Consider the following 19637-nt stretch of genomic DNA (forward strand, 5'->3'; position numbering starts at 1 on the left):
GGCATGGCTTTCGCCACTGAACACCCCGTAGTCGCGCATTCGGAGTATCGCGCGGTCGACCAGATGGTGCGCGCCGGCGGCCGGTTCGAAGTGGTCAGCCCGCATGAGCCCGCCGGTGACCAGCCGGCCGCCATCGACGAGCTGGAACGACGGATACTGGCCGGCGAGCGTGACGTGGTGCTGCTCGGGGCGACCGGCACCGGCAAGTCCGCCACCACCGCCTGGCTGATCGAGCGGCTGCAGCGGCCCACCCTCGTCATGGCGCCGAACAAGACGCTGGCCGCCCAGCTGGCCAACGAGCTACGAGAGATGTTGCCGCACAACGCAGTCGAGTACTTCGTCTCGTACTACGACTACTACCAGCCCGAGGCCTACATCGCGCAGACCGACACCTACATCGAGAAGGACAGCTCGATCAACGACGACGTCGAACGGTTGCGGCACTCCGCGACGTCGTCCCTGCTGTCTCGTCGCGACGTGGTCGTGGTGGCCTCGGTGTCCTGCATCTACGGCCTGGGCACGCCGCAGTCCTACCTGGACCGTTCGGTCGAGCTGCGGGTAGGCGCCGAGGTGCCTCGCGACGGGCTGTTGCGGTTGCTGGTCGACGTGCAGTACACCCGCAACGACCTGTCCTTCACCCGCGGCTCGTTCCGGGTGCGCGGCGACACCGTGGAGATCATCCCGTCGTACGAAGAGCTCGCGGTGCGCATCGAGTTCTTCGGCGACGAAATCGAGGCGCTGTACTACCTGCACCCGTTGACCGGCGACGTGGTCCGTCAGGTCGACTCGCTGCGGATCTTTCCCGCCACCCACTATGTGGCCGGCCCGGAGCGGATGGCGCAGGCGATCGCGACCATCGAGCAGGAACTCGAGGAGCGGCTCGCCGAATTCGAGGGCCAAGGCAAGCTGCTGGAGGCCCAGCGGCTGCGAATGCGGACCAACTACGACATCGAGATGATGCGGCAGGTCGGGTTCTGTTCCGGCATCGAGAACTACTCCCGCCACATCGACGGCCGTGGGGCCGGTTCGCCCCCGGCGACGCTGCTGGACTATTTCCCGGAGGACTTTCTGCTGGTCATCGACGAGTCGCACGTGACCGTGCCGCAGATCGGCGGCATGTACGAGGGCGACATGTCGCGCAAGCGCAACCTCGTCGACTACGGATTCCGGCTACCGTCGGCATGCGATAACCGCCCGCTGACCTGGGAGGAGTTCGCAGACCGGATCGGGCAGACGGTGTATCTGTCGGCCACCCCGGGCCCGTATGAGCTCGGCCAGGCCGCCGGCGAGTTCGTCGAGCAGGTGATTCGGCCGACCGGCCTGGTGGACCCGAAGGTCGTGGTCAAGCCGACCAAGGGGCAGATCGACGATCTGATCGGGGAGATCCGCAAGCGGGCCGAGGCCGACGAGCGGGTGCTGGTGACGACCCTGACCAAGAAGATGGCCGAAGATCTCACCGACTACCTGTTGGAGATGGGCATACGGGTGCGCTACCTGCACTCCGAGGTGGATACGCTGCGCCGGGTGGAGTTGCTGCGCCAGCTGCGGCTCGGCGACTACGACGTGCTCGTCGGCATCAACCTGCTGCGTGAGGGTCTGGACCTGCCCGAGGTGTCGCTGGTGTCCATCCTCGACGCCGACAAGGAAGGCTTCCTGCGGTCCGCCCGCAGCCTGATCCAGACAATCGGGCGCGCCGCCCGCAACGTCTCGGGCGAAGTCCACATGTACGCCGACAAGATGACCGACTCGATGACGGAGGCCATCGACGAAACCGAACGGCGGCGCGCCAAGCAGATCGCCTACAACGAGGCCAACGGCATCGACCCGCAGCCGCTGCGCAAGAAGATCGCCGACATCCTCGACCAGGTCTATCGCGAGGCGGACGACTCCGAAAACGTCCAGATCGGCGGGTCGGGGCGCAACGCGTCGCGCGGCCGGCGCGCGCAGGGGGAGGCCGGGCGCGCCGTGAGCGCGGGCATCATCGAGGGCCGCGACACCAGCAGCATGCCCCGCGCCGAATTGGCCGACCTGATCAAAGACCTCACCGCCCAGATGATGGCCGCCGCACGCGACTTGCAATTCGAACTGGCCGCGCGGTTCCGTGACGAGATCGCCGACCTCAAAAAGGAACTGCGCGGGATGGACGCTGCCGGTCTGAAGTGACGCGCGCGCCTCATACGGTGTAGGGGTGTCGAATACGACGAGCGAGACCGGCAGTTGGCGCCAACTGCTGGGCGGCTATCTCGGAACGTCCACCGTGCTGGCCGGCGGGGTTCTGCTGTACGCCACCACCGAGTTTCTGACCACCAGCCTGCTCCCGAGCACCGTCGCCGAAATCGGCGGCAGCCGGCTGTATGCGTGGGTGATCACGCTGTACCTGGTCGGATCCGTCGTGGCGGCCGCCACCGTGAACACCCTGCGACTGCGCATAGGTGCGCGCTCGTCATTCCTGTGGGGACTGGCCGTCTTCGGCATCGCGAGCATCGTGTGCGGGCTGGCGCCGAACATGGAGGTGTTGATCGGTGGACGTGCCCTGCAGGGTGTGGCCGGCGGCCTGCTGGCCGGCCTGGGCTACTCGCTGATCAACACCGCCCTCCCGCGTTCGCTGTGGACTCGCGGCTCGGCGCTGGTGTCGGCGATGTGGGGGGTCGCGACCTTGGTCGGGCCGGCGATTGGCGGCCTTTTTGCGCAATTTGGATTGTGGCGGTGGGCATTTGGTGCCATGGCCATTCTCGCCGTGCTGATGGCGGTGTTGGTGCCGAGGGTTCTCACCAACGCCGACGTCGGCCCCCGCGACGAGGCAGCGATTACCAAGGTGCCGCTGTTGTCGCTGCTGCTGATGGGCGCCGCCGCGTTGGCTGTCAGCGTTGCGGAATTGCCGCACAACGTCTTTGCGATGGCGGGACTGCTGATCGCCGGTGTGCTGCTGGTCGTCGTGTTCGTCCTGGTCGACTGGCGGATGCATGCAAAAGCATTGCCGCCCAGCGTGTTTAGGCGTGGCCCGTTGAAGTGGATCTACCTGACGATGGCGGTGCAGATGGCCGCGGTGATGGTCGACACCTACGTGCCGCTGTTCGGTCAGCGGTTGGCCCATCTGGCACCGGTCGCGGCGGGATTTTTGGGTGCCGTGTTGGCCATGGGCTGGACCATCGCCGAGTTGTCCAGCGCCTCGCTGAGCGACCCCCGCGTCGTCGACCGGGTGATCGCGGTGGCGCCGTTGGTGATGGCGTCGGGTCTGGCGCTGGCCGCCGCAACTCAGCGCGCTGATGCGCCGACGGGGGTCGTGCTGGTCTGGGCGGCGGGATTCCTGGTCGCCGGGATCGGGATGGGGATGACCTGGCCGCATCTCTCGATGCGTGCGATGGACACCGTCGACGACCCCTCCGAGGGCGGTGCGGCCGCCGCCGCGATCAATACCGTCCAACTGATCTCCGCGGCGTTCGGTGCCGGGCTGGCGGGCGTGGTCGTCAACCACGCTGCGGGTGGGGACTTGGCGGCGGCCCGGTGGCTGTACGCCGTCATCGCGGGGCTGGCGGCGTCGGCCGTCGTCGCGTCCACGTTGGCCAGCCGGCGCGATCGTCACGCACGGCGCTGATGCTTTGCTGACGAAACGGGGGACGCGCACCATACCGTGTACGAGTGACCGTCACCAAGGATGAGACCGGCAGTTGGCGCGAGCTGCTCGGCGAGCACCTGGGGATGTCCACGGTTCTTGCGGGCGGCGTTCTGCTCTACTCCACCAACGAATTCCTCACCGTCAGCATGCTTCCGAGCATCATCGCCGACATTGGCGGAGCTCGGCTGTTCTCCTGGGCGACGACGCTGTATCTGATCGGTTCCGTTGTCTCCGCCTCGGCAGTCCACCCGATACTGCAGCGCATCGGGGCCCGACGGGCATACCTGCTCGGGCTCAGTGTGTTTGCCCTCGCCAGTGTGGTGAACGCGCTGGCGCCGAGCATGGCGGTTCTGGTCGCCGGGCGCGCGTTGCGCGGTGTGTCCGGTGGACTGTTGGCCGGTCTCGGCTATGCGCTGATCAATACCACCCTCCCGCGCTCGCTATGGACCCGCGGCTCGGCGCTGGTGTCCGCGATGTGGGGAGTATCGACGCTGATCGGCCCGGTGGCAGGCGGGATCTTCGCCCAGCTCGGGCTATGGCGCTGGGGGCATACCGCAACAGGCATCGGGGCCGTGCTGATGGTCGTGCTGGTGCGCAGAGTCATGGAGCCCGGCCACGTCGTCCACAATCCGGTGACGCCCGTCCGCAAGGTGCCCATTTGGTCACTGCTGCTGATGAGTTCGGCCGCATTGACCGTCAGCGTTGCGGCGCTTCCGCATCAGTTGATGCAGAACCTGGGATTGCTGCTCGCCGCCGTGCTGCTGGTCTTCGTCTTCGTCGTCGTCGACAGACGACTGCCGGTAGCGGTGTTGCCGCGCAGCGTATTTGGCCCCGGACCGGCCAAGTGGATCTTCATCGTCATGTCGGTGGAGATGGCCGCCGCGATGGCCAATATCTATGTGCCGTTGTTCGGCCAGAAGTTGGCTGACCTCAGCCCGGTGGAATCCGGGTTTCTCGCCGCGGCGCTGGCGACCGGATGGACCGGCAGCGAGATCGTCAGCGCTTCACTGACCGATCGACGCGTGATCCGGCGCTTCGTCGTCGCGGGCCCACTGGTGATGGCAGCGGGCCTGGCGCTGGCGGCGGTGACTCAGCGCGCATATGCCCCGCTGGGGTTCGTCGCGCTGTGGGCGCTCGCGCTGCTGATCACCGGGGCGGGCATCGGGGTCGCCTGGCCGCACCTGGTGGTGCGCGCGATGGATTCCGACGACCCGGAGCAGAGCAGTGCGGCGGCCGCGGCGATCAACACGGTCCAGCTGGTCTCGGCGGCATTCGGGGGCGGGCTGGCGGGTGTGGTGGTCAACCTGGCCGAGGCCGACGATGCCGTGGCGGCCCGCACGTTGTATCTCGTTTTCGCGGTGCTGGCGGGCAGCGGCGTCGTGGCGTCGTATCGCGCGGCCCGCGACGAGCGCTGACCCGGTCGGCGGCACTTTCATTCCTGGTCAGCGGGTGGACTTGACCACCTGCGAGTAATGGAACTGCCAGCGCTCGACGATGTGGAAGCCCAGGTAGCTGGGGAACTTATACGCCGGCGTGCGGCCGAATGCGCCCGGCGGCAACGACTGCCCGGACTGATGATCGGGGAACGAGTTGTCGTAGTTGGTGATGGTCCACAACGTGGTGCACTTGTTGATCTTCGCCGTCGTCAGCCACACCGCGACGTGACCGTCCCACAGCGAACCGACCTTGGGCCCGTACACCCCTCGCTCGACGTCGATCAGCGATCGAAACGCGGCGGGCCGGGTGGCCAGCAGCGCGCGGATCGGGCCGGGTCGCCACGGCACGGTGTTGTCCGCCAGCAGACAGTCGCCGGCAGCGGCGTGCGAGCTGATCAGGTCGGCGACCTGGCTATAGTCCCAGCCCTCCTTGGCGTAGGGCCAGCGCTGGACGAACAGGTAATCGGGGACCGCTGCGACCACGAACAGCAGCACGACACCGACGATGGCCCACCGCCGTCGCGCCACCGTGACAATGCAGACCGCCAGCAGCACGGCCATCGCGGGCGTGGTCAGGATCAGATAGCGGGGAAAGTACATCGGCTCACCGATCGCCGAATAGACCACGACCGCGGTGGTGGGCAACACGATCCACCCGACGCAGCTGGTCAGCAGGCGGCGCATGTCGCCCGCCGGACCAGGCGCGCCGAACCGCCGGGCGACGATCGCAGCCACCATGATCACCCCGCTGAGCACCGCGAACGGAACGCTGTGGTCGAAATACTGCCGTTGGGCGATGTCGAACGCGTAGTGCCAGCTGACCGGGAAAAGCCAGTTGACCTGAAATGCCTGACCGTGCGCGAACAGGATGAACGGCGTCATCACGCCCAGCGCGACGGCCGTGCTGGCCGCCCACCAGAGGACCGGCGACTTCCGGGATCCCTTGGGCGCCAGCAGCGGCAGCATCATCGCGTAGACACCGACCAGCAACACCAGATTGAGGCTCAGCAGAATCGACGCCATCAGCGCCGCGGCATAACCCACCCAGAGCAGGCGCCGATTGCGCCGCACCGCGGTGACCAGCAGAACGGTCAGCCAGATCGCCGCGGCCACCGACATGGCATACGGGCGTGCCTCGATACCCGCCCAGGTGGTGCGCGGCAGGATCGCGAACATGACGCCCGCGCATACCGCGGTGCCGCGTCCCGCGGTGAATTGCCTGGTGAACACGACGACACCGGCGGCAGCGACGCCGATCGCGAGCGCGCTGGGAACTCGCGACCAGAACTCGGTCGGCGGAAAGATGGCGAACCACCCGTGCATCACCAGGTAGTACAGGCCGTGCACGGCATCGATGTGGCCCAGCAGCCGCCACAGTTCGGGCAAAGTTCGGCTCGCCGCGGCCGAGATCGTGGCTCCCTCGTCGAACCACAGCGAAGGCCGACAGGCCCAGGCCCCGCTGATGACGGCGGCGAGAACGGCGATCGCCCACGGGTCGAGCAACCTGCCACGCGCGGACCCGGGCCCGGGCTCGGCGGTCACATCCGGGGAGCGCTGCTCGAGGGCGGACGTAGCCATGATGCTTGTCACTGTAAGGCGCACCCGATCGACCTGGTCACCAGCAGTCCGGCCAGCCGGCCCGAGATACCCCGGCGGGGCCGGCGGGCCTCGCTTGCTGCATCCATAGTTCCTGGAAAGCGCCGCAGTTCCTGGAAAGCGCCGCCACGCAAGGCCTTCCGGTATGGGCGGGGACATTCCATGGCTTCATTATCGGGAATCGAGGCCGTTGCCGCAGCGTGGCGCGGTAAATGGAGGCTTGCGCCACACCACTTCGGTGTGGGTAATCTGACCCATCCAGATCGGACAACGCGCTACTGTCTTGAGGTTGGCCTGGCAAACGATCCTGGGAGGGTAAATGTCCGCTTATCGGACCGTGGTGGTCGGCACTGACGGCTCGGACTCATCGATGCGTGCCGTCGAACGGGCGGCAGCCATCGCCGGGACGGATGCCAAGCTGATCGTCGCGTCGGCGTATCTGCCTCAGCACCAGGACGGCCGGGCCGCCGACGTGCTGAAGGAAGAGAGCTACAAGGTCTCGGGCACCGCCCCGATCTACGCGATCTTGCAGGACGCCAAAGAGCGGGCGCACAAGGCCGGTGCCAAGAACGTCGAAGAGCGCCCGATCGTCGGCGCCCCCGTTGACGCCCTGGTCAACCTGGCCGAAGACGTGAAGGCCGACCTACTGGTCGTCGGTAACGTGGGCCTGAGCACGATCGCGGGCCGCCTGCTCGGCTCGGTGCCGGCCAACGTGTCACGTCGGGCCAAGGTCGACGTATTGATCGTGCACACCACGTCCTGACGAACGAGTTCTGCGCTAGATCTGTTTGCGCAGCTCGTTGATCTCGTCGCGCAGCGTCTCGCCCGTCACCAGCCTCGCTCGCGCCATTCGCTTAGATGGGGGCGCTCGGTGCCCAGTACCGTGTCGTCGCCGTGGCCGGGATAGATGACGGTGGAGTCGTCATACACCTCGAACACCCGGCTGGTGACGTCGTCGAGCAGCTGGGTGAAGTCGCCCTCCTGCCACGTCTTGCCCACCCCGCCGGGGAAGAGGCAGTCGCCGGTGAACAACTGCGTGACGCCGCCCGTCGCCGGACCGTCGAGGGCCAACGCGACCGACCCCGGCGTGTGGCCGCGCAAGTGGATCACGTGGAAGCTCAGCTCGCCGATTTGCACAGTGTCGCCGTTGGCGAGAAACCGATCCGGTTTAACGGGCAGCGGTTCGGCGTCGATCTCGTGTGCTGCGGTCGGCGCGCCGGTGGCGGCGGCGACGGCCTCCAGCGCCTGCCAGTGATCGAAGTGCTGATGGCTGGTCACGATCAGCGAGACCTTCGGGGCGTACCGTCGGACCAGGTCGATCAGGACGTCGGCGTCATTGGCGGCGTCGATCAGCAGCGTTTCGCCGGTCGCCGAACATGTCACCAGGTAAGCGTTGTTGTCCATGGGGCCCACCGACGCCTTGACGATGGTGACCCCGGGCAGGGTGCGACGGGCGGCGCTACCGGCGTCGACGTGTCCGGTGTAGTTGTCGTCGAGGGCTGTCATAGCGGCCAGGTTACTGCTCCGTCGGCTGGGATGGGTGTCTTGTCGGTGGGGCCACCTAGCATGGAATGCGCCGTGCGCAGTAGCCGCCGTTAGGCGTGAGAGTTACTAGATAATTTTGGAGAGGGGCAGCGTTGGCTGACCGCCTAATCGTCAAGGGTGCCCGTGAGCACAACCTGCGCGGTGTCGATCTCGACTTGCCGCGCGACTCGTTGATCGTCTTCACCGGGTTGTCCGGATCGGGCAAGTCGTCCCTGGCCTTCGACACCATCTTCGCCGAAGGCCAGCGCCGCTACGTGGAGTCGCTGTCGGCCTACGCGCGCCAATTCCTGGGGCAGATGGACAAGCCGGACGTCGACTTCATCGAGGGTCTATCGCCGGCGGTGTCCATCGATCAGAAGTCGACGAACCGCAACCCCCGATCGACCGTCGGCACCATCACCGAGGTCTACGACTACCTGCGGTTGCTTTATGCGCGCGCCGGCACCCCGCACTGCCCGATCTGCGGCGAGCGGATCGCTCGTCAGACCCCGCAGCAAATCGTCGATCAGGTGCTGGCCATGGAGGAGGGCACCCGGTTTCTGGTGTTGGCCCCGGTGGTCCGCACCCGCAAGGGCGAGTTCGCCGACCTCTTCGACAAGCTCAACGCGCAGGGCTACAGCCGGGTGCGGGTCGACGGCGTGGTGCACCCGCTGTCCGATCCGCCGAAACTGAAAAAGCAGGAGAAGCACGACATCGAGGTGGTGGTCGATCGTCTCACCGTCAAGACCGCCGCCAAGCAGCGCCTCACCGACTCGGTGGAAACCGCGCTGAACCTGGCCGACGGCATTGTGGTGCTGGAATTCCCGGACGAACGCTCGTCCAGTGCAGAAGAGCACGACGCACCGCGCGAGCAACGCTTCTCCGAGAAGCTGGCCTGCCCCAACGGGCATCCGCTGGCCGTCGACGACCTGGAACCGCGTTCGTTCTCCTTCAACTCGCCCTACGGCGCCTGCCCTGAATGCGTGGGCCTGGGCATCCGCAAAGAGGTCGACCCCGACCTGGTGGTGCCCGACCCGGAGCGCACCCTGGCCGAGGGCGCGGTGGCGCCGTGGTCGGCCGGCCATACCGCGGAGTACTTCACCCGGATGATGGCCGGTCTCGGCGAGGAGCTGGGATTCGACGTCGACACCCCGTGGCGCAAGTTGCCGGCCAAGGCCCGCAAGGCGATCCTCGAGGGTTCCGATCACCAGGTGCACGTGCGCTACCGCAACCGCTACGGCCGAACCCGTTCGTACTACGCCGATTTCGAAGGTGTGCTGGCGTTTCTGCAGCGCAAGATGGAACAGACCGAGTCCGAGCAGATGAAGGAGCGCTACGAGGGCTTCATGCGGGATATCCCGTGCCCGGTCTGCGAGGGGACGCGGCTCAAACCGGAGATTCTGGCGGTCACGCTCGCCGCGGGGGACCGCGGTCCCAAATCCATCGCCGAGGTCTGCGAGCTGTCCATTTCCGACTGCGCCGACTTTCTCAACGCGCTCACCCTCGGTACGCGTGAGCAGGCGATCGCGGGGCAGGTGCTCAAGGAGATCCAGTCGCGGCTGGGCTTTCTGCTCGACGTGGGGCTGGAGTACCTATCGCTGTCCCGCGCGGCCGCCACGCTCTCCGGTGGTGAGGCCCAACGCATTCGGCTGGCCACCCAGATCGGTTCCGGTCTGGTCGGTGTGCTGTACGTGCTCGACGAGCCGTCGATCGGGTTGCATCAGCGCGACAACCGCCGTCTCATCGAAACGCTCACGCGCCTAAGGGCTTTGGGCAACACGTTGATCGTCGTCGAGCATGACGAGGACACCATCGCGCATGCCGACTGGATCGTCGACATCGGGCCCGGCGCCGGCGAGCACGGTGGCCAGATCGTGCACAGCGGGACCTATCAGGAGCTGCTGAGCAACGAGGACTCGATCACCGGGGCGTACCTGTCGGGCCGGGAAAGCATTGCCACACCCAAACATCGGCGTGCTGTCGACAAGAAGCGTCAGCTCACCGTCGTCGGGGCGCGCGAGCACAACCTGCGCGGCATCGACGTGTCGTTCCCGCTCGGCGTGCTGACCTCGGTGACGGGCGTGTCCGGCTCGGGCAAGTCGACGTTGGTCAACGACATCCTGGCGGCAGTGCTGGCCAACCGGCTCAACGGTGCCCGGCAGGTGCCGGGCCGGCACACCCGGGTCAACGGAATAGACCAGCTGGACAAGCTCGTTCGCGTCGACCAGTCGCCAATCGGGCGCACGCCGCGCTCCAATCCGGCCACCTACACCGGGGTGTTCGACAAGATCCGCACCTTGTTCGCCGCGACCACCGAGGCGAAAGTCCGCGGCTACCAACCGGGCCGATTCTCGTTCAACGTCAAGGGCGGCCGCTGCGAGGCATGCACCGGCGACGGAACCATCAAGATCGAGATGAACTTCCTGCCCGACGTCTATGTTCCGTGTGAGGTGTGCCAGGGCGCGCGCTACAACCGGGAAACCCTTGAGGTGCATTACAAGGGCAAGACCATTTCCGAAGTGCTGGACATGTCAATCGAGGAGGCGTGCGAGTTCTTCGAACCCATCAGCGGCATTCACCGCTACCTGCGCACGCTGGTCGACGTCGGCCTGGGCTACGTCCGGCTCGGACAGCCCGCGCCGACGCTGTCCGGGGGTGAGGCGCAGCGGGTCAAGTTGGCCTCCGAACTGCAGAAGCGTTCGACCGGGCGGACCATTTACATCCTCGACGAGCCCACCACCGGGCTGCATTTCGACGACATCCGCAAGCTGCTCAGCGTGATCAATGGCCTTGTGGACAAGGGCAATACGGTCGTCGTGATCGAGCACAACCTGGACGTGATCAAGACGGCGGACTGGATCGTCGACATGGGCCCGGAGGGTGGCGCCGAAGGCGGAACCGTTGTCGCCGAAGGCACTCCGGAGGACGTCGCCGCGGTGCCCGAAAGCTACACCGGCAAGTTTCTCGCCGAGGTCGTCGGACGCCGTACCGTATCGGCGGCCAAGCCGCGGGCCGCCCGGCGGCGCAAGGTCAGCGCTTAACGGGAGCGCCGATTAGCCTGCGCCAGAGAACAACTCGCCAAACGACTCGTCCATGCACGCGGCGTACCGCGCCGGGTCCGGCAGGGCGTCGCGATCGGCGGTCGCGCTGATCGACAGCGTCCCGTTATAGCTGGCGACGACGTGGATGAGGTTTGCGCCGCCCACGAGCGGTCCGAGACCGGCGGCGCGGACGAGTCGGGCACCGCTGAAGAACAGCGGTTCGGCGGGGCCCGCAACATTGGTGACGGTCGTGTTGGCGATCGTCGGGCCGGAGAACGGGAGCGCGCTGGCGGCCTTCGCCGTCATTCCGAGTAGCGAAGTCGGCACTGTGCCAATCAATTCGAGAAGTTGAGTGGTGGTATTCGATTCCGCATTGGCGCGGCTCCCGGCGGTCGATTCCGCGATGGCCGCGAGCCGTTTGATCGGATCGGCGATGTCGGTTCCGAGCGTTTGCAGTCGGCCGAACAACTCGTTTCCGTTGCTGGTGGCATCGCCTGGCTTGCGTACCGACATCGGGCAGGCCGCGACGAGCGGTTCGTCCGGCAGCTCGCCGTGGCCATCCAGGTACGCGCGAAGCGCACCGCCCACGTAGGCGAGTGCCACGTCGTTGATCGTCGCACCGGGGACAGCGGCCTTGATCCTTTTGAAATCGGCGAGATCGTGGAACCGGGCCTCGAAGACACGGTGCGGCGACACCGACTGGTTGAAACGGGTCTTCGGCGGAAAGGACGGTGCCGCGCCACCCGCGGCCGTGCGCACGGCACCTCCGATCAGCTTGCCCGGCAGACCGGCTAGGCCGCGCGCCGCCTTGGGGGCGTTGGAGGCCAGAATCCCACTCGCGCGCCAGGGGTACAGCGCCGCGTTGATCGTCGCCCGCGAGAGTAGTGCTGCGGTCGAGGGGAGCGGTTCGGGCTGCCAGGGACGGTCGGGCCCGGCGGGGCGCGGGCTGTCCGCGGCAAGGTCGTGCAACGCCGCGATCATCTGAACACTGGCCATCCCGTCAACCGCGCAGTGGTGCAGTTTCAACGCCATGGCGAAGCATCCCTTCGGCACCCCCGACACCGCATCGAGTCCTTCGATCACGGTGATCTCCCAGGGTGGACGCCGCAGGTCGACCTGCCGGGCGTGGAGCCGCGCGACCTGGATACACAATTGCCGCCAGTCGCCGGGGTGGGGAAGCCCGATATGCCGGACGTGATATTCCAGATCGAAGTTCGGGTCGTCCACCCAATAGGGCCGCTGCAAACCGCCGGGCAACTCGGTGAGCCGGCGACGAAAGACATCCGCCAGGTGCAACCGGGCGTCGAGTTCCTCGAGAATTCCTTTGAAGGTCACCTTGCCGCCCGGAGCGGTCGCCGGATCATAAATCAGCAGCAGCTGAATTTGTATCGGCGTCGCCGGCGTCTCCGCGCGCAACATCATGTCGTCGGTCCAGCTAAGTTGCCGCATTGGCGCCCCCTGCGCTCGCTCCTGTGGGCCAGCGTAGGCCGGTTACGGCGGAGCGCGGAAAATTTGGTCCGGGCCACCGGGGCTCATGCGTATATCCGCATACCGCGCGGCTCATGTAGCCTCAGAGATCAACCAACGCCTAGGGGGGTAGGGCAGGTGCCCAATCACACGGGTCGGCCGCTGTCAGGAGCAGTACGTTCCTGGGACGTCCGTGGGCTGCGCATCGCCATTCCGCTCGACAGAGGTGGCCCGGCCCCACAGTTCTGCTGTGCCGATTGAGACGATCTCGACTATCTGACCTCGCGCCCAAATTCTTCTCTCGCGCGCGCAACGAATCACCCAAAGATCGGACGTTACCTAGGATGCTGCGGCCTGCAAGCCTTTCTCGACCGTGCCCTGTCGCACGAACACCGCGCGGCCTTGCGCGAATTGCGTTGAGCGTCAATGGCCATCACTGACGTTCCGGAATATGCCCATCTGAGCGACGCGGATCTCGAGGCGTTCGGGGCTGCACTGGACGAAATTCGCTGCGATATCGAATCGTCGCGCGGCGCCGCGGATTGGTTATATATCAAGCGCGCCATCGCTTTTCATCGATTTCTGGAAGTAGCGGCGAGGCTGGTCGTCGGACTCAGCAGGGGCAAGTTCGGCTGGGCGGCCGGGACTGCCGCCCTGGCCGCGGCCAAATGCATCGAGAACATGGAACTGGGCCACAACATCAGCCACGGTCAATGGGATTGGATGAACGACCCGGAGATCCATTCCGCGACCTGGGAATGGGACATGGCCGGTCTGACATCCCAGTGGCAGAACTCCCATAACTACAAGCACCACGTTTTCGCGAACGTCGTCGGCATCGACGACGACCTCGGTTTCGGCATCCTGCGGGTGACTCGAGACGAGGAGTGGCGGCCACGCGCCTGGATGCAGCCGTTGCGCGCGGTGCTGCTGGCCCTGTTGTTCGAGTGGGGCGTTGCCCTGCACTGCTTGTATTCGGTGCAGGAGCGCGAGACGACCAGCGCCGCCAAAGCCGTTCACCGAACCGCGCTGCTCCGCAAGATCGCTCGGCAGGCCGGCAAGGACTACGTCATGTTTCCCGCGCTGAGTCACCGGCGGTGGTGGCGCACACTGGGGGCGAATGTGGTTGCCAACGGGCTGCGCAACGTGTGGGCCTACATGGTGATTGTCTGCGGTCACTTCGCCGATGGGGCGGAAAAGTTCGCTCCGTCAGTGCTGGTGGGGGAGACGAAGCCCGAATGGTATCTGCGACAAATGCTGGGTACCGCGAACTTTCGGGCCGGGACGGTGATGAGGTTCATGAGCGGCAGCCTCTGCTATCAAATCGAACACCACATGTTCCCGGATCTGCCCAGCAATCGGTATCCCGAAATCGCCGAGCGGGTCCGCGAGGTGTGCGCGACCTACGACCTGCCGTACACGACGGGCCCGCTGCATCGCCAGTTCCTGCTCACCGTGCGTACGATTTGCAAACTGGCGCTGCCGGACCGGTTTCTGACCGCTACCTCCGACGACGCACCAGAGACCGCGTCCGAGCACAGGTTCCGCAACACTGCGCCTCGATCGCACGTCCCCGGCGCGGGGCGGCGCGGACTGGCGACCGCAATTCTTGCCCTTCGGACTAGGTGACCGCATCGGCGCGCAACCGCACCAAGCGCGTGGTGCTGGTCTCGTCGAGTTCGACGAGCTCGGAGCGGGACCTCAGGAAATCGCTGAATGATTTGAAGCCCAGCGACTTCTCGCTGAACGATGGATCCATGCGCTTCATCTGGGCTTTGACCGCTGAGTTGTGCAGCCACTCGGTGTCGTCCTTCTCCAGCCCGATACGCAGCGCGCGCTCGAGCAACCCGGTGGCGGCGGCCTGCGCATCGCCCGGTGCGTCGTCGGCCTCTGCAGCGGTGCTCTGCCGCCGGCCGCGTTTCTTGGGATCGGTGGATTGCACTGCGGCAGTGGGTATCCCGGGCAGCGCATCGTAGGTGACGAACTCGTCGCAGGCCGCGGCCAGGGACCGGCTGCTGGCACCGGCCACACCGATGCCCACGACGTATCTGCCGAGCCGCTTGCACCGCTGCGCCAACGCGATGTAGTCCGAATCGCCACCCACGATCACCACGTGGGTCAGATCGGGCAACCGGAACATATCCTCGACCGCGTCGACGGCTAACCGGATATCCGCACCGTTTTTTCCGTAAGCAGCGGCCGGGAAGAGTTGTACGAGATCGACCGCGCGGCCCACGAGCTGGCCGTGGTAGGCCGCGTTGACGTCCGCGGACCAGTCCGCGTAGGCGCGGGTGAGCACGAGGGTGCCGAACGACGACGCGAAGTCGATGATGGCGCCGACGTCGACGGTCGCCGACTGCAGCCGGTCCGCCTCGAGCCCCTTGGCCTTGTCCTTCTGGAAGGAGTTGCGCCCGTGCACCTGGTCGTAGCGGGAGATGACGATGTTGTCGAAGTCGAGGTAGACGGCGACGCGGGTGGTGGTGGATTCGGTCATCCGGCGTTCACCCCCTGGACTATCGGGGCCAGCGTTTGGAGAACAGCCATCCGGTCATGGTGCGCCACCGGGTCCAACGCATCAAGCCCCGGTGCGGCAGTAACGACGGCGCACCCGGTTGTGGGTGTAGCGTGTTAGTTGTTGAGACTTTCAACCAAACCCACGTCGTTTTGGTTTTCGGGGTCCTTCTCTTCTTCGCCGGCCCGCTACTGGCATCGGTGGAACTGATGGGGCCCGCGGTGGGCGACCGCCGCCACTACTGCTAAGGAGCCAGAGCTACTCGGCGCGGCTGCCCGGCCAGGTCAGCCGCGGCTCCGGTTGCGACAAACTTCGCTTCGTTGGGTAACCTCCCGGCCAGGCCCACTTCACCAAGGCTACAAATAACATTGGTGTGCAAAGCAATTGGGTGCAGACAACCACCCAGCCAGCTATCGCAGGTAAACCCGTCGCGCCCGCGGCCTCGGTTGCCGACAGGCGCCCGGCGACGGCTCCGCGATACGGGCTGCGGTGAAACTCTGCCCTACGAAAGGACAAACCATGGCAATCAGTAACATTGCCGCCTTCGCTCACCTGACCGAGCCCGACATCGAGGCGTTGGCCGCCGAGCTGGATTCGATCCGCGTGGACGTCGAGGAATCCCTCGGTGAGCGCGACGCGCGTTACATCCGTCGCACCATCGCCGCGCAACGTGGCCTTGAGGGGGCGGGCCGGATCCTGCTGGCCGCTAGTTCGAAACGCTGGGCGTGGTGGGCGGGAACGGTGACCCTGGCACTGGCCAAGATCGTCGAGAACATGGAGATCGGCCACAACGTCATGCACGGCCAATGGAACTGGATGAACGACCCCGAGATCCATTCCTCAACGTGGGAGTGGGACATGACTGGAGTGTCAAAACACTGGCGGTCGACCCACAACTTCCAGCATCACAAATACACCAACATCGTCGGAATGGACGACGACATCGGCTACGCCATCCTCCGGGTTACTCGTGACCAGCCGTGGAAGCCGTTCAACGCCGGCAATCTGCTGTTCAACGCCATCCTGGCGTTGAGCTTCGAGTGGGGAATTGGCTTCCAGCCCATCGAATTAGGCAAGATCCTCAAGCCCGGCGCGGACCGCGAGACTACCCTGCGGCAGGTGCGCGAGTTGGCGGTCAAGGCGGGACGCCAGGCGGTCAAGGACTACGTCGGGTTCCCGGGTCTCACCTCGCTGTCGCCCGCCGCGAGCTACAAATCCACGCTCACGGCGAATCTCACGGCCAACGTGGTCCGCAACGTCTGGGCCGACACCGTGATCTTCTGTGGGCATTTCCCCGACGGCGCAGAGAAATTCACCAAGACCGACATGGTCGGCGAATCGAAAGGGCAGTGGTATCTGCGCCAGATGCTGGGCAGTGCCAATTTTGACGCCGGACCGACGCTGCGGTTCATGAGTGGGAATTTGTGCTACCAGATTGAGCACCACCTGTACCCCGACCTGCCGAGTAACCGGTTGCACGGGATTTCGGTGCGAGTGCGCGCGTTGTGCGACAAGTACGACTTGCCTTACACCACAGGCTCATTCCTGGTGCAGTGCGGCAAGACGTGGCGCACCATCGCCAAACTCTCACTGCCGGACCGCTACCTGCGCGATACTGCTGACGACGCAGCGGAGACGCGCAGCGAGCGGATGTTTGCCGCGCTGACGCCCGGTTTCGCCGGGACCGACCCGGCGACAGGTCGTCACCGTGGCCTCAAGACAGCGATCGCGGCCGTCCGACGATGGCGTCGAGATGCGGTATTGCAAAAGCCCCCGGGGCCGACGGTTGCTCGTCGCCGAACTGCGACGACATCCACTCCGCCCCAGGGGATTTCGTACTAAAAGGCTAGACGATGGTCACTTGCACGGCCTGGGGGCCTTTGGGTCCCTGGTTGATTTCGAACTGCACTCGCTGATTCTCTTCAAGGGAGCGAAAACCGCTGCCTTGGATCTCCGAGTGGTGGACGAACACATCCTTTGCGCCGTCATCAGGGGCGATGAAGCCAAAGCCCTTGTCGTTGTTGAACCATTTCACAGTTCCCTGTGTCATTCTTTTCTCTCTCTTTTTCAACTAGATGCAATTCGGATGCACCTAAGATTCTGACCCGACCGCGGTGTGCCCAAAGGCACCGCCGCACGTCAACGACGTTAGGTCGGAGGATTTCGCCGGGCCTGCACGATGTGGCTGGATTTCGACGGGCTATCGACTCAACGCTTCTTGGTCGGCGCCAACACCTCAGCCGCCGAAGTGTGGGCGACTTTGGCGCGCTTATCGGCGCGCTTCTCTTTCAGGGATTTACTCGATTTCTTCGTCATGGCTTGGCGGGGAGACTTGTCGGTCATCACGGCCCTTCGATGGGGGCCTGTGTGGTCCCGATTTGTTGAGTGTACGCCCCGTTGCGAGGTTGACGTAACGGCTTTGGTGCCGCATCGGCCTGTCTCAGCGCCCCGGCGTCCAATCCACACCGCACCCGAGGGCGGGCGCGGGTTCCAACGCACGACCGAAATCGGGTGCCCGTTGGCGGACCATTTGCCGCAACACGCTGGCATTCATCGGTTGTGCCGACGCGGTGACCTCGCCGAGAAGGTGCTTCACTTCGTCGGCGGAACTGGCCGGCGACAGCACGAACAGCACGGCGTCGCGAGACCTGGCGCCCTTCAGGTAGATGGTGTCGCTGAAGACCATCCGATAGGGGTCAAGTGAGACCATCTCATTGCGGCGGAGAACCCGCGACGGGGCGGGCAACCATGCGGTTGGGTCGTAAACGACCCGGCGCACCCGGCCCAGCCATAAGTTGAACACCGTTACGAGGTCGAGTAGCTCCACGCTCAGGTCCAAGCTTTTCGGCCACCACACGCCGTCCACTGCTGCCTGGCTGAGGTCGCGTTCACACAGCGTCAATCGGGTTGGGCTGGCGGGGGACGACGAAACGTGCGCCACAGTGACGCTCCCGTCTAACAATTTCTGCCATCGCAGACGGCTACCGAAGGAAGCGGTACTCGACAAACCCACGACGGCAACAGCATAACTCCCCCGTCTGCAGGAACGACGCGCGAATCGCCGAACGGTGGTATTCGATGCGCGGTGCCGGTCGTCGCACGCTCAATCTTCGTGTGCGATAAGGGTGCGGCCTCTGCGTTGCGCTGGCGGTGTTTCCGAGCCCGAATTATCTCTCGAGGTCTTTCATACTTGACCGAAAACTACTCCGGTGCAGTGTAATTCGGCGCTGTCGACGAAGGTGTGTCGTGGTGGGAGGACTGCAGGCTTACGCATGACCAGATAATGGCGTAACGTCGTTACTGAGCTGTTTCGTTGTCGGCGCTACGGGCAATGCGATTCCTCCGTCGGCCCGACTCGCGGGCCGATTGCTTCCAACCTCGAGGGGCCGCGGCATGAATCGCGCAGATGCATTGGTCGATGTTATTGCTTCTCAACAGAATTTAGCGGCGGATACCAGCGTATCCGCGGGTGTGCTAGAGGCGCGACACCCCGCCAGCCCCGTGCGGCTCACTCTTGCATCTGGGCTCGGGAACAAGATTGATGGGGCGTGGTGGCCCCGTACCGGGCTGATCTCACGAGAGCTCCCGGAATTGGTCTCTGTTTTGGAGGCGCGGTTAGGCCAGGTGATCGATATCAATGTCAACTGGCCATCGATACAACGCCAGCCGGATCTGAATTGGGCCTGGTGGCAGGGTATCCACCCGCACGTGATGACAGTTTTTGGCCACGATGCACGGGCAAAGATTCTGATCGTTCCCTACCGAACCGGCACGGCACTCGCGGTGATGCTCTTGCGCCGGTCTGCGGGCCTGTCCGTCTTGTCGGTGCATCGTGATTCCCGGGCGTTCGCGACCGCCGACTCCATCCTCCGCGCCGCCCGCGGCGAGCGAGTGTTTGAAATCCGTCGCACCCGGCGTGCTGAGGTTAAGAGCGAATTGGGTTGATTCCCAGTAATGTTGCCTGAGGGCTGCCGCTATGAGTGCACCTTCAGGAGGCTTTCGGTGGTCGAGATATTGCTTGGGGCGGCGGCGCTCATCATGATGGCGTGCGCCTGGTTCGGGTCGGCATCCGGTGATACCACCAAGAGGGCGATTTTATTGCGATTGACCCCAATGACTTCGACGGTATTGATCGGGTGGCGGCGGTACCCATCGAGCCGTACCGTACGTCCGTCGGTCGTGAATTTTGCAGGCGACGTTGCCCATTCGTTCATGTTGTAGATCACGCGACCGATCGGCCCGAGTCGAACTGACAGCACGGAGAGCAGATCTGGCAACTCTGCGGTCAAGTCCGGACCATGTGGCCACCACGCCCCATCGACATACCCCTGGTGCGGCGCTTTGGGCTTGAGCTTCAGGCGCGGCGTATTCATCGGAGGAGTATGCCGGTGCCCGGTGTCGGTGTGGTCTCTTTTCAGCGTCATCGTGACGCTCCCGTCTTGACT

Annotated in this window: 17 protein-coding genes; 9 read left to right on the top strand and 8 right to left on the bottom strand. The window is 65.2% G+C overall.

Annotated features, from left to right (window positions below; all coding sequences use genetic code 11):
* Positions 1–3: 3 nt before the first annotated feature.
* The 3 genes from uvrB to MJO58_RS12245 are packed head-to-tail and all read left to right on the top strand — an operon-like array spanning position 4 to position 5031.
* On the top strand, positions 4–2163 hold the full coding sequence (gene uvrB, locus MJO58_RS12235; protein ID WP_239722971.1) for an excinuclease ABC subunit UvrB: 2160 nt from the start codon (positions 4–6) through the stop codon (positions 2161–2163).
* A gap of 25 nt (positions 2164–2188) precedes the next feature.
* Entirely contained in the window at positions 2189–3595 is a 1407-nt protein-coding gene (locus tag MJO58_RS12240; RefSeq protein ID WP_090601716.1) for an MFS transporter, read from the top strand.
* Positions 3596–3639: 44 nt separating this feature from the next.
* Positions 3640–5031 carry an MFS transporter gene (locus MJO58_RS12245; RefSeq protein ID WP_090601717.1) on the top strand — a complete coding sequence of 464 codons (1392 nt, stop codon included), beginning with the start codon at positions 3640–3642 and terminating at the stop codon, positions 5029–5031.
* Positions 5032–5058: 27 nt separating this feature from the next.
* Here the strand turns inward: MJO58_RS12245 and MJO58_RS12250 are convergent, their stop codons facing one another.
* Positions 5059–6630 carry a mannosyltransferase gene (locus MJO58_RS12250; RefSeq protein ID WP_090601718.1) on the bottom strand — a complete coding sequence of 524 codons (1572 nt, stop codon included), beginning with the start codon at positions 6628–6630 and terminating at the stop codon, positions 5059–5061.
* Positions 6631–6967: 337 nt separating this feature from the next.
* On the opposite strand from MJO58_RS12250, the gene MJO58_RS12255 reads away from it, so the two are divergent.
* A complete protein-coding gene (locus tag MJO58_RS12255) occupies positions 6968–7411 on the top strand; it encodes a universal stress protein (RefSeq protein WP_090601719.1) in 444 nt (147 codons plus the stop codon).
* 65 nt (positions 7412–7476) lie between these two features.
* On the opposite strand, the gene MJO58_RS12260 is transcribed toward MJO58_RS12255, so the two are convergent.
* Complete coding sequence (locus tag MJO58_RS12260; RefSeq protein ID WP_090601720.1) at positions 7477–8154, bottom strand: MBL fold metallo-hydrolase; 678 nt, start codon at positions 8152–8154, stop codon at positions 7477–7479.
* 131 nt (positions 8155–8285) lie between these two features.
* Between MJO58_RS12260 and uvrA the strand changes: the two genes are divergently transcribed.
* Positions 8286–11213 (top strand): excinuclease ABC subunit UvrA, encoded by a 2928-nt coding sequence (gene uvrA / locus MJO58_RS12265; protein WP_090601721.1) that lies wholly within the window; start codon positions 8286–8288, stop codon positions 11211–11213.
* Positions 11214–11225: 12 nt separating this feature from the next.
* On the opposite strand, the gene MJO58_RS12270 is transcribed toward uvrA, so the two are convergent.
* Positions 11226–12662, bottom strand: coding sequence for a WS/DGAT/MGAT family O-acyltransferase (locus tag MJO58_RS12270; RefSeq protein ID WP_239722972.1), 1437 nt, complete (start codon positions 12660–12662; stop codon positions 11226–11228).
* Between the two features lie 444 nt (positions 12663–13106).
* On the opposite strand from MJO58_RS12270, the gene MJO58_RS12275 reads away from it, so the two are divergent.
* Positions 13107–14309 carry a fatty acid desaturase family protein gene (locus tag MJO58_RS12275; protein WP_090601723.1) on the top strand — a complete coding sequence of 401 codons (1203 nt, stop codon included), beginning with the start codon at positions 13107–13109 and terminating at the stop codon, positions 14307–14309.
* On the opposite strand, the gene MJO58_RS12280 is transcribed toward MJO58_RS12275, so the two are convergent.
* Positions 14302–15174 (bottom strand): NYN domain-containing protein, encoded by an 873-nt coding sequence (locus tag MJO58_RS12280; protein ID WP_239722973.1) that lies wholly within the window; start codon positions 15172–15174, stop codon positions 14302–14304. The genes MJO58_RS12275 and MJO58_RS12280 overlap by 8 nt on opposite strands.
* 56 nt (positions 15175–15230) lie before the next feature.
* Here MJO58_RS12280 and MJO58_RS28800 point away from each other — a divergent pair, with 56 nt between their 5' ends.
* Together MJO58_RS28800 and MJO58_RS12285 are read left to right on the top strand one after the other, a co-directional pair.
* On the top strand, positions 15231–15440 hold the full coding sequence (locus MJO58_RS28800) for a DUF6131 family protein (RefSeq protein ID WP_350355917.1): 210 nt from the start codon (positions 15231–15233) through the stop codon (positions 15438–15440).
* A gap of 271 nt (positions 15441–15711) precedes the next feature.
* Complete coding sequence (locus MJO58_RS12285; RefSeq protein WP_239722974.1) at positions 15712–17034, top strand: fatty acid desaturase family protein; 1323 nt, start codon at positions 15712–15714, stop codon at positions 17032–17034.
* A gap of 4 nt (positions 17035–17038) precedes the next feature.
* On the opposite strand, the gene MJO58_RS12290 is transcribed toward MJO58_RS12285, so the two are convergent.
* The 3 genes from MJO58_RS12290 to MJO58_RS12300 form a co-directional block, all read right to left on the bottom strand.
* Positions 17039–17242: a cold-shock protein gene (locus MJO58_RS12290; protein WP_085225497.1), complete on the bottom strand. Its 204-nt coding sequence runs from the start codon at positions 17240–17242 to the stop codon at positions 17039–17041.
* Positions 17243–17400: 158 nt separating this feature from the next.
* Complete coding sequence (locus MJO58_RS12295; RefSeq protein ID WP_259608758.1) at positions 17401–17535, bottom strand: hypothetical protein; 135 nt, start codon at positions 17533–17535, stop codon at positions 17401–17403.
* A gap of 97 nt (positions 17536–17632) precedes the next feature.
* Positions 17633–18133, bottom strand: coding sequence for a DUF5994 family protein (locus MJO58_RS12300; RefSeq protein ID WP_139043267.1), 501 nt, complete (start codon positions 18131–18133; stop codon positions 17633–17635).
* Between the two features lie 452 nt (positions 18134–18585).
* Here MJO58_RS12300 and MJO58_RS12305 point away from each other — a divergent pair, with 452 nt between their 5' ends.
* The gene (locus tag MJO58_RS12305; RefSeq protein WP_350355911.1) at positions 18586–19137 is read left to right on the top strand and encodes a DUF5994 family protein; all 552 of its coding nucleotides are present in this window, start codon (positions 18586–18588) and stop codon (positions 19135–19137) included.
* A gap of 29 nt (positions 19138–19166) precedes the next feature.
* On the opposite strand, the gene MJO58_RS12310 is transcribed toward MJO58_RS12305, so the two are convergent.
* Positions 19167–19616 (bottom strand): DUF5994 family protein, encoded by a 450-nt coding sequence (locus MJO58_RS12310; protein WP_090601727.1) that lies wholly within the window; start codon positions 19614–19616, stop codon positions 19167–19169.
* Positions 19617–19637: the final 21 nt, after the last annotated feature.

This window comes from Mycobacterium lentiflavum (assembly GCF_022374895.2).
GTDB lineage: Bacteria > Actinomycetota > Actinomycetes > Mycobacteriales > Mycobacteriaceae > Mycobacterium > Mycobacterium lentiflavum.

What these genes read in the sequence shown, in the direction of transcription:
- MJO58_RS12250 (WP_090601718.1), bottom strand. Translation starts at nt 6,630, where the DNA reads ATGGCTACGTCCGCCCTCGAGCAGCGCTCCCCGGATGTGACCGCCGAG.
- MJO58_RS12310 (WP_090601727.1), bottom strand. Translation starts at nt 19,616, where the DNA reads ATGACGCTGAAAAGAGACCACACCGACACCGGGCACCGGCATACTCCT.
- MJO58_RS12270 (WP_239722972.1), bottom strand. Translation starts at nt 12,662, where the DNA reads ATGCGGCAACTTAGCTGGACCGACGACATGATGTTGCGCGCGGAGACG.
- MJO58_RS12305 (WP_350355911.1), top strand. Translation starts at nt 18,586, where the DNA reads ATGAATCGCGCAGATGCATTGGTCGATGTTATTGCTTCTCAACAGAAT.
- MJO58_RS12255 (WP_090601719.1), top strand. Translation starts at nt 6,968, where the DNA reads ATGTCCGCTTATCGGACCGTGGTGGTCGGCACTGACGGCTCGGACTCA.
- MJO58_RS12290 (WP_085225497.1), bottom strand. Translation starts at nt 17,242, where the DNA reads ATGACACAGGGAACTGTGAAATGGTTCAACAACGACAAGGGCTTTGGC.
- MJO58_RS12275 (WP_090601723.1), top strand. Translation starts at nt 13,107, where the DNA reads ATGGCCATCACTGACGTTCCGGAATATGCCCATCTGAGCGACGCGGAT.
- MJO58_RS12295 (WP_259608758.1), bottom strand. Translation starts at nt 17,535, where the DNA reads ATGACCGACAAGTCTCCCCGCCAAGCCATGACGAAGAAATCGAGTAAA.
- MJO58_RS12280 (WP_239722973.1), bottom strand. Translation starts at nt 15,174, where the DNA reads ATGACCGAATCCACCACCACCCGCGTCGCCGTCTACCTCGACTTCGAC.
- MJO58_RS12260 (WP_090601720.1), bottom strand. Translation starts at nt 8,154, where the DNA reads ATGACAGCCCTCGACGACAACTACACCGGACACGTCGACGCCGGTAGC.
- MJO58_RS28800 (WP_350355917.1), top strand. Translation starts at nt 15,231, where the DNA reads ATGGTGCGCCACCGGGTCCAACGCATCAAGCCCCGGTGCGGCAGTAAC.
- uvrB (WP_239722971.1), top strand. Translation starts at nt 4, where the DNA reads ATGGCTTTCGCCACTGAACACCCCGTAGTCGCGCATTCGGAGTATCGC.
- MJO58_RS12285 (WP_239722974.1), top strand. Translation starts at nt 15,712, where the DNA reads ATGGCAATCAGTAACATTGCCGCCTTCGCTCACCTGACCGAGCCCGAC.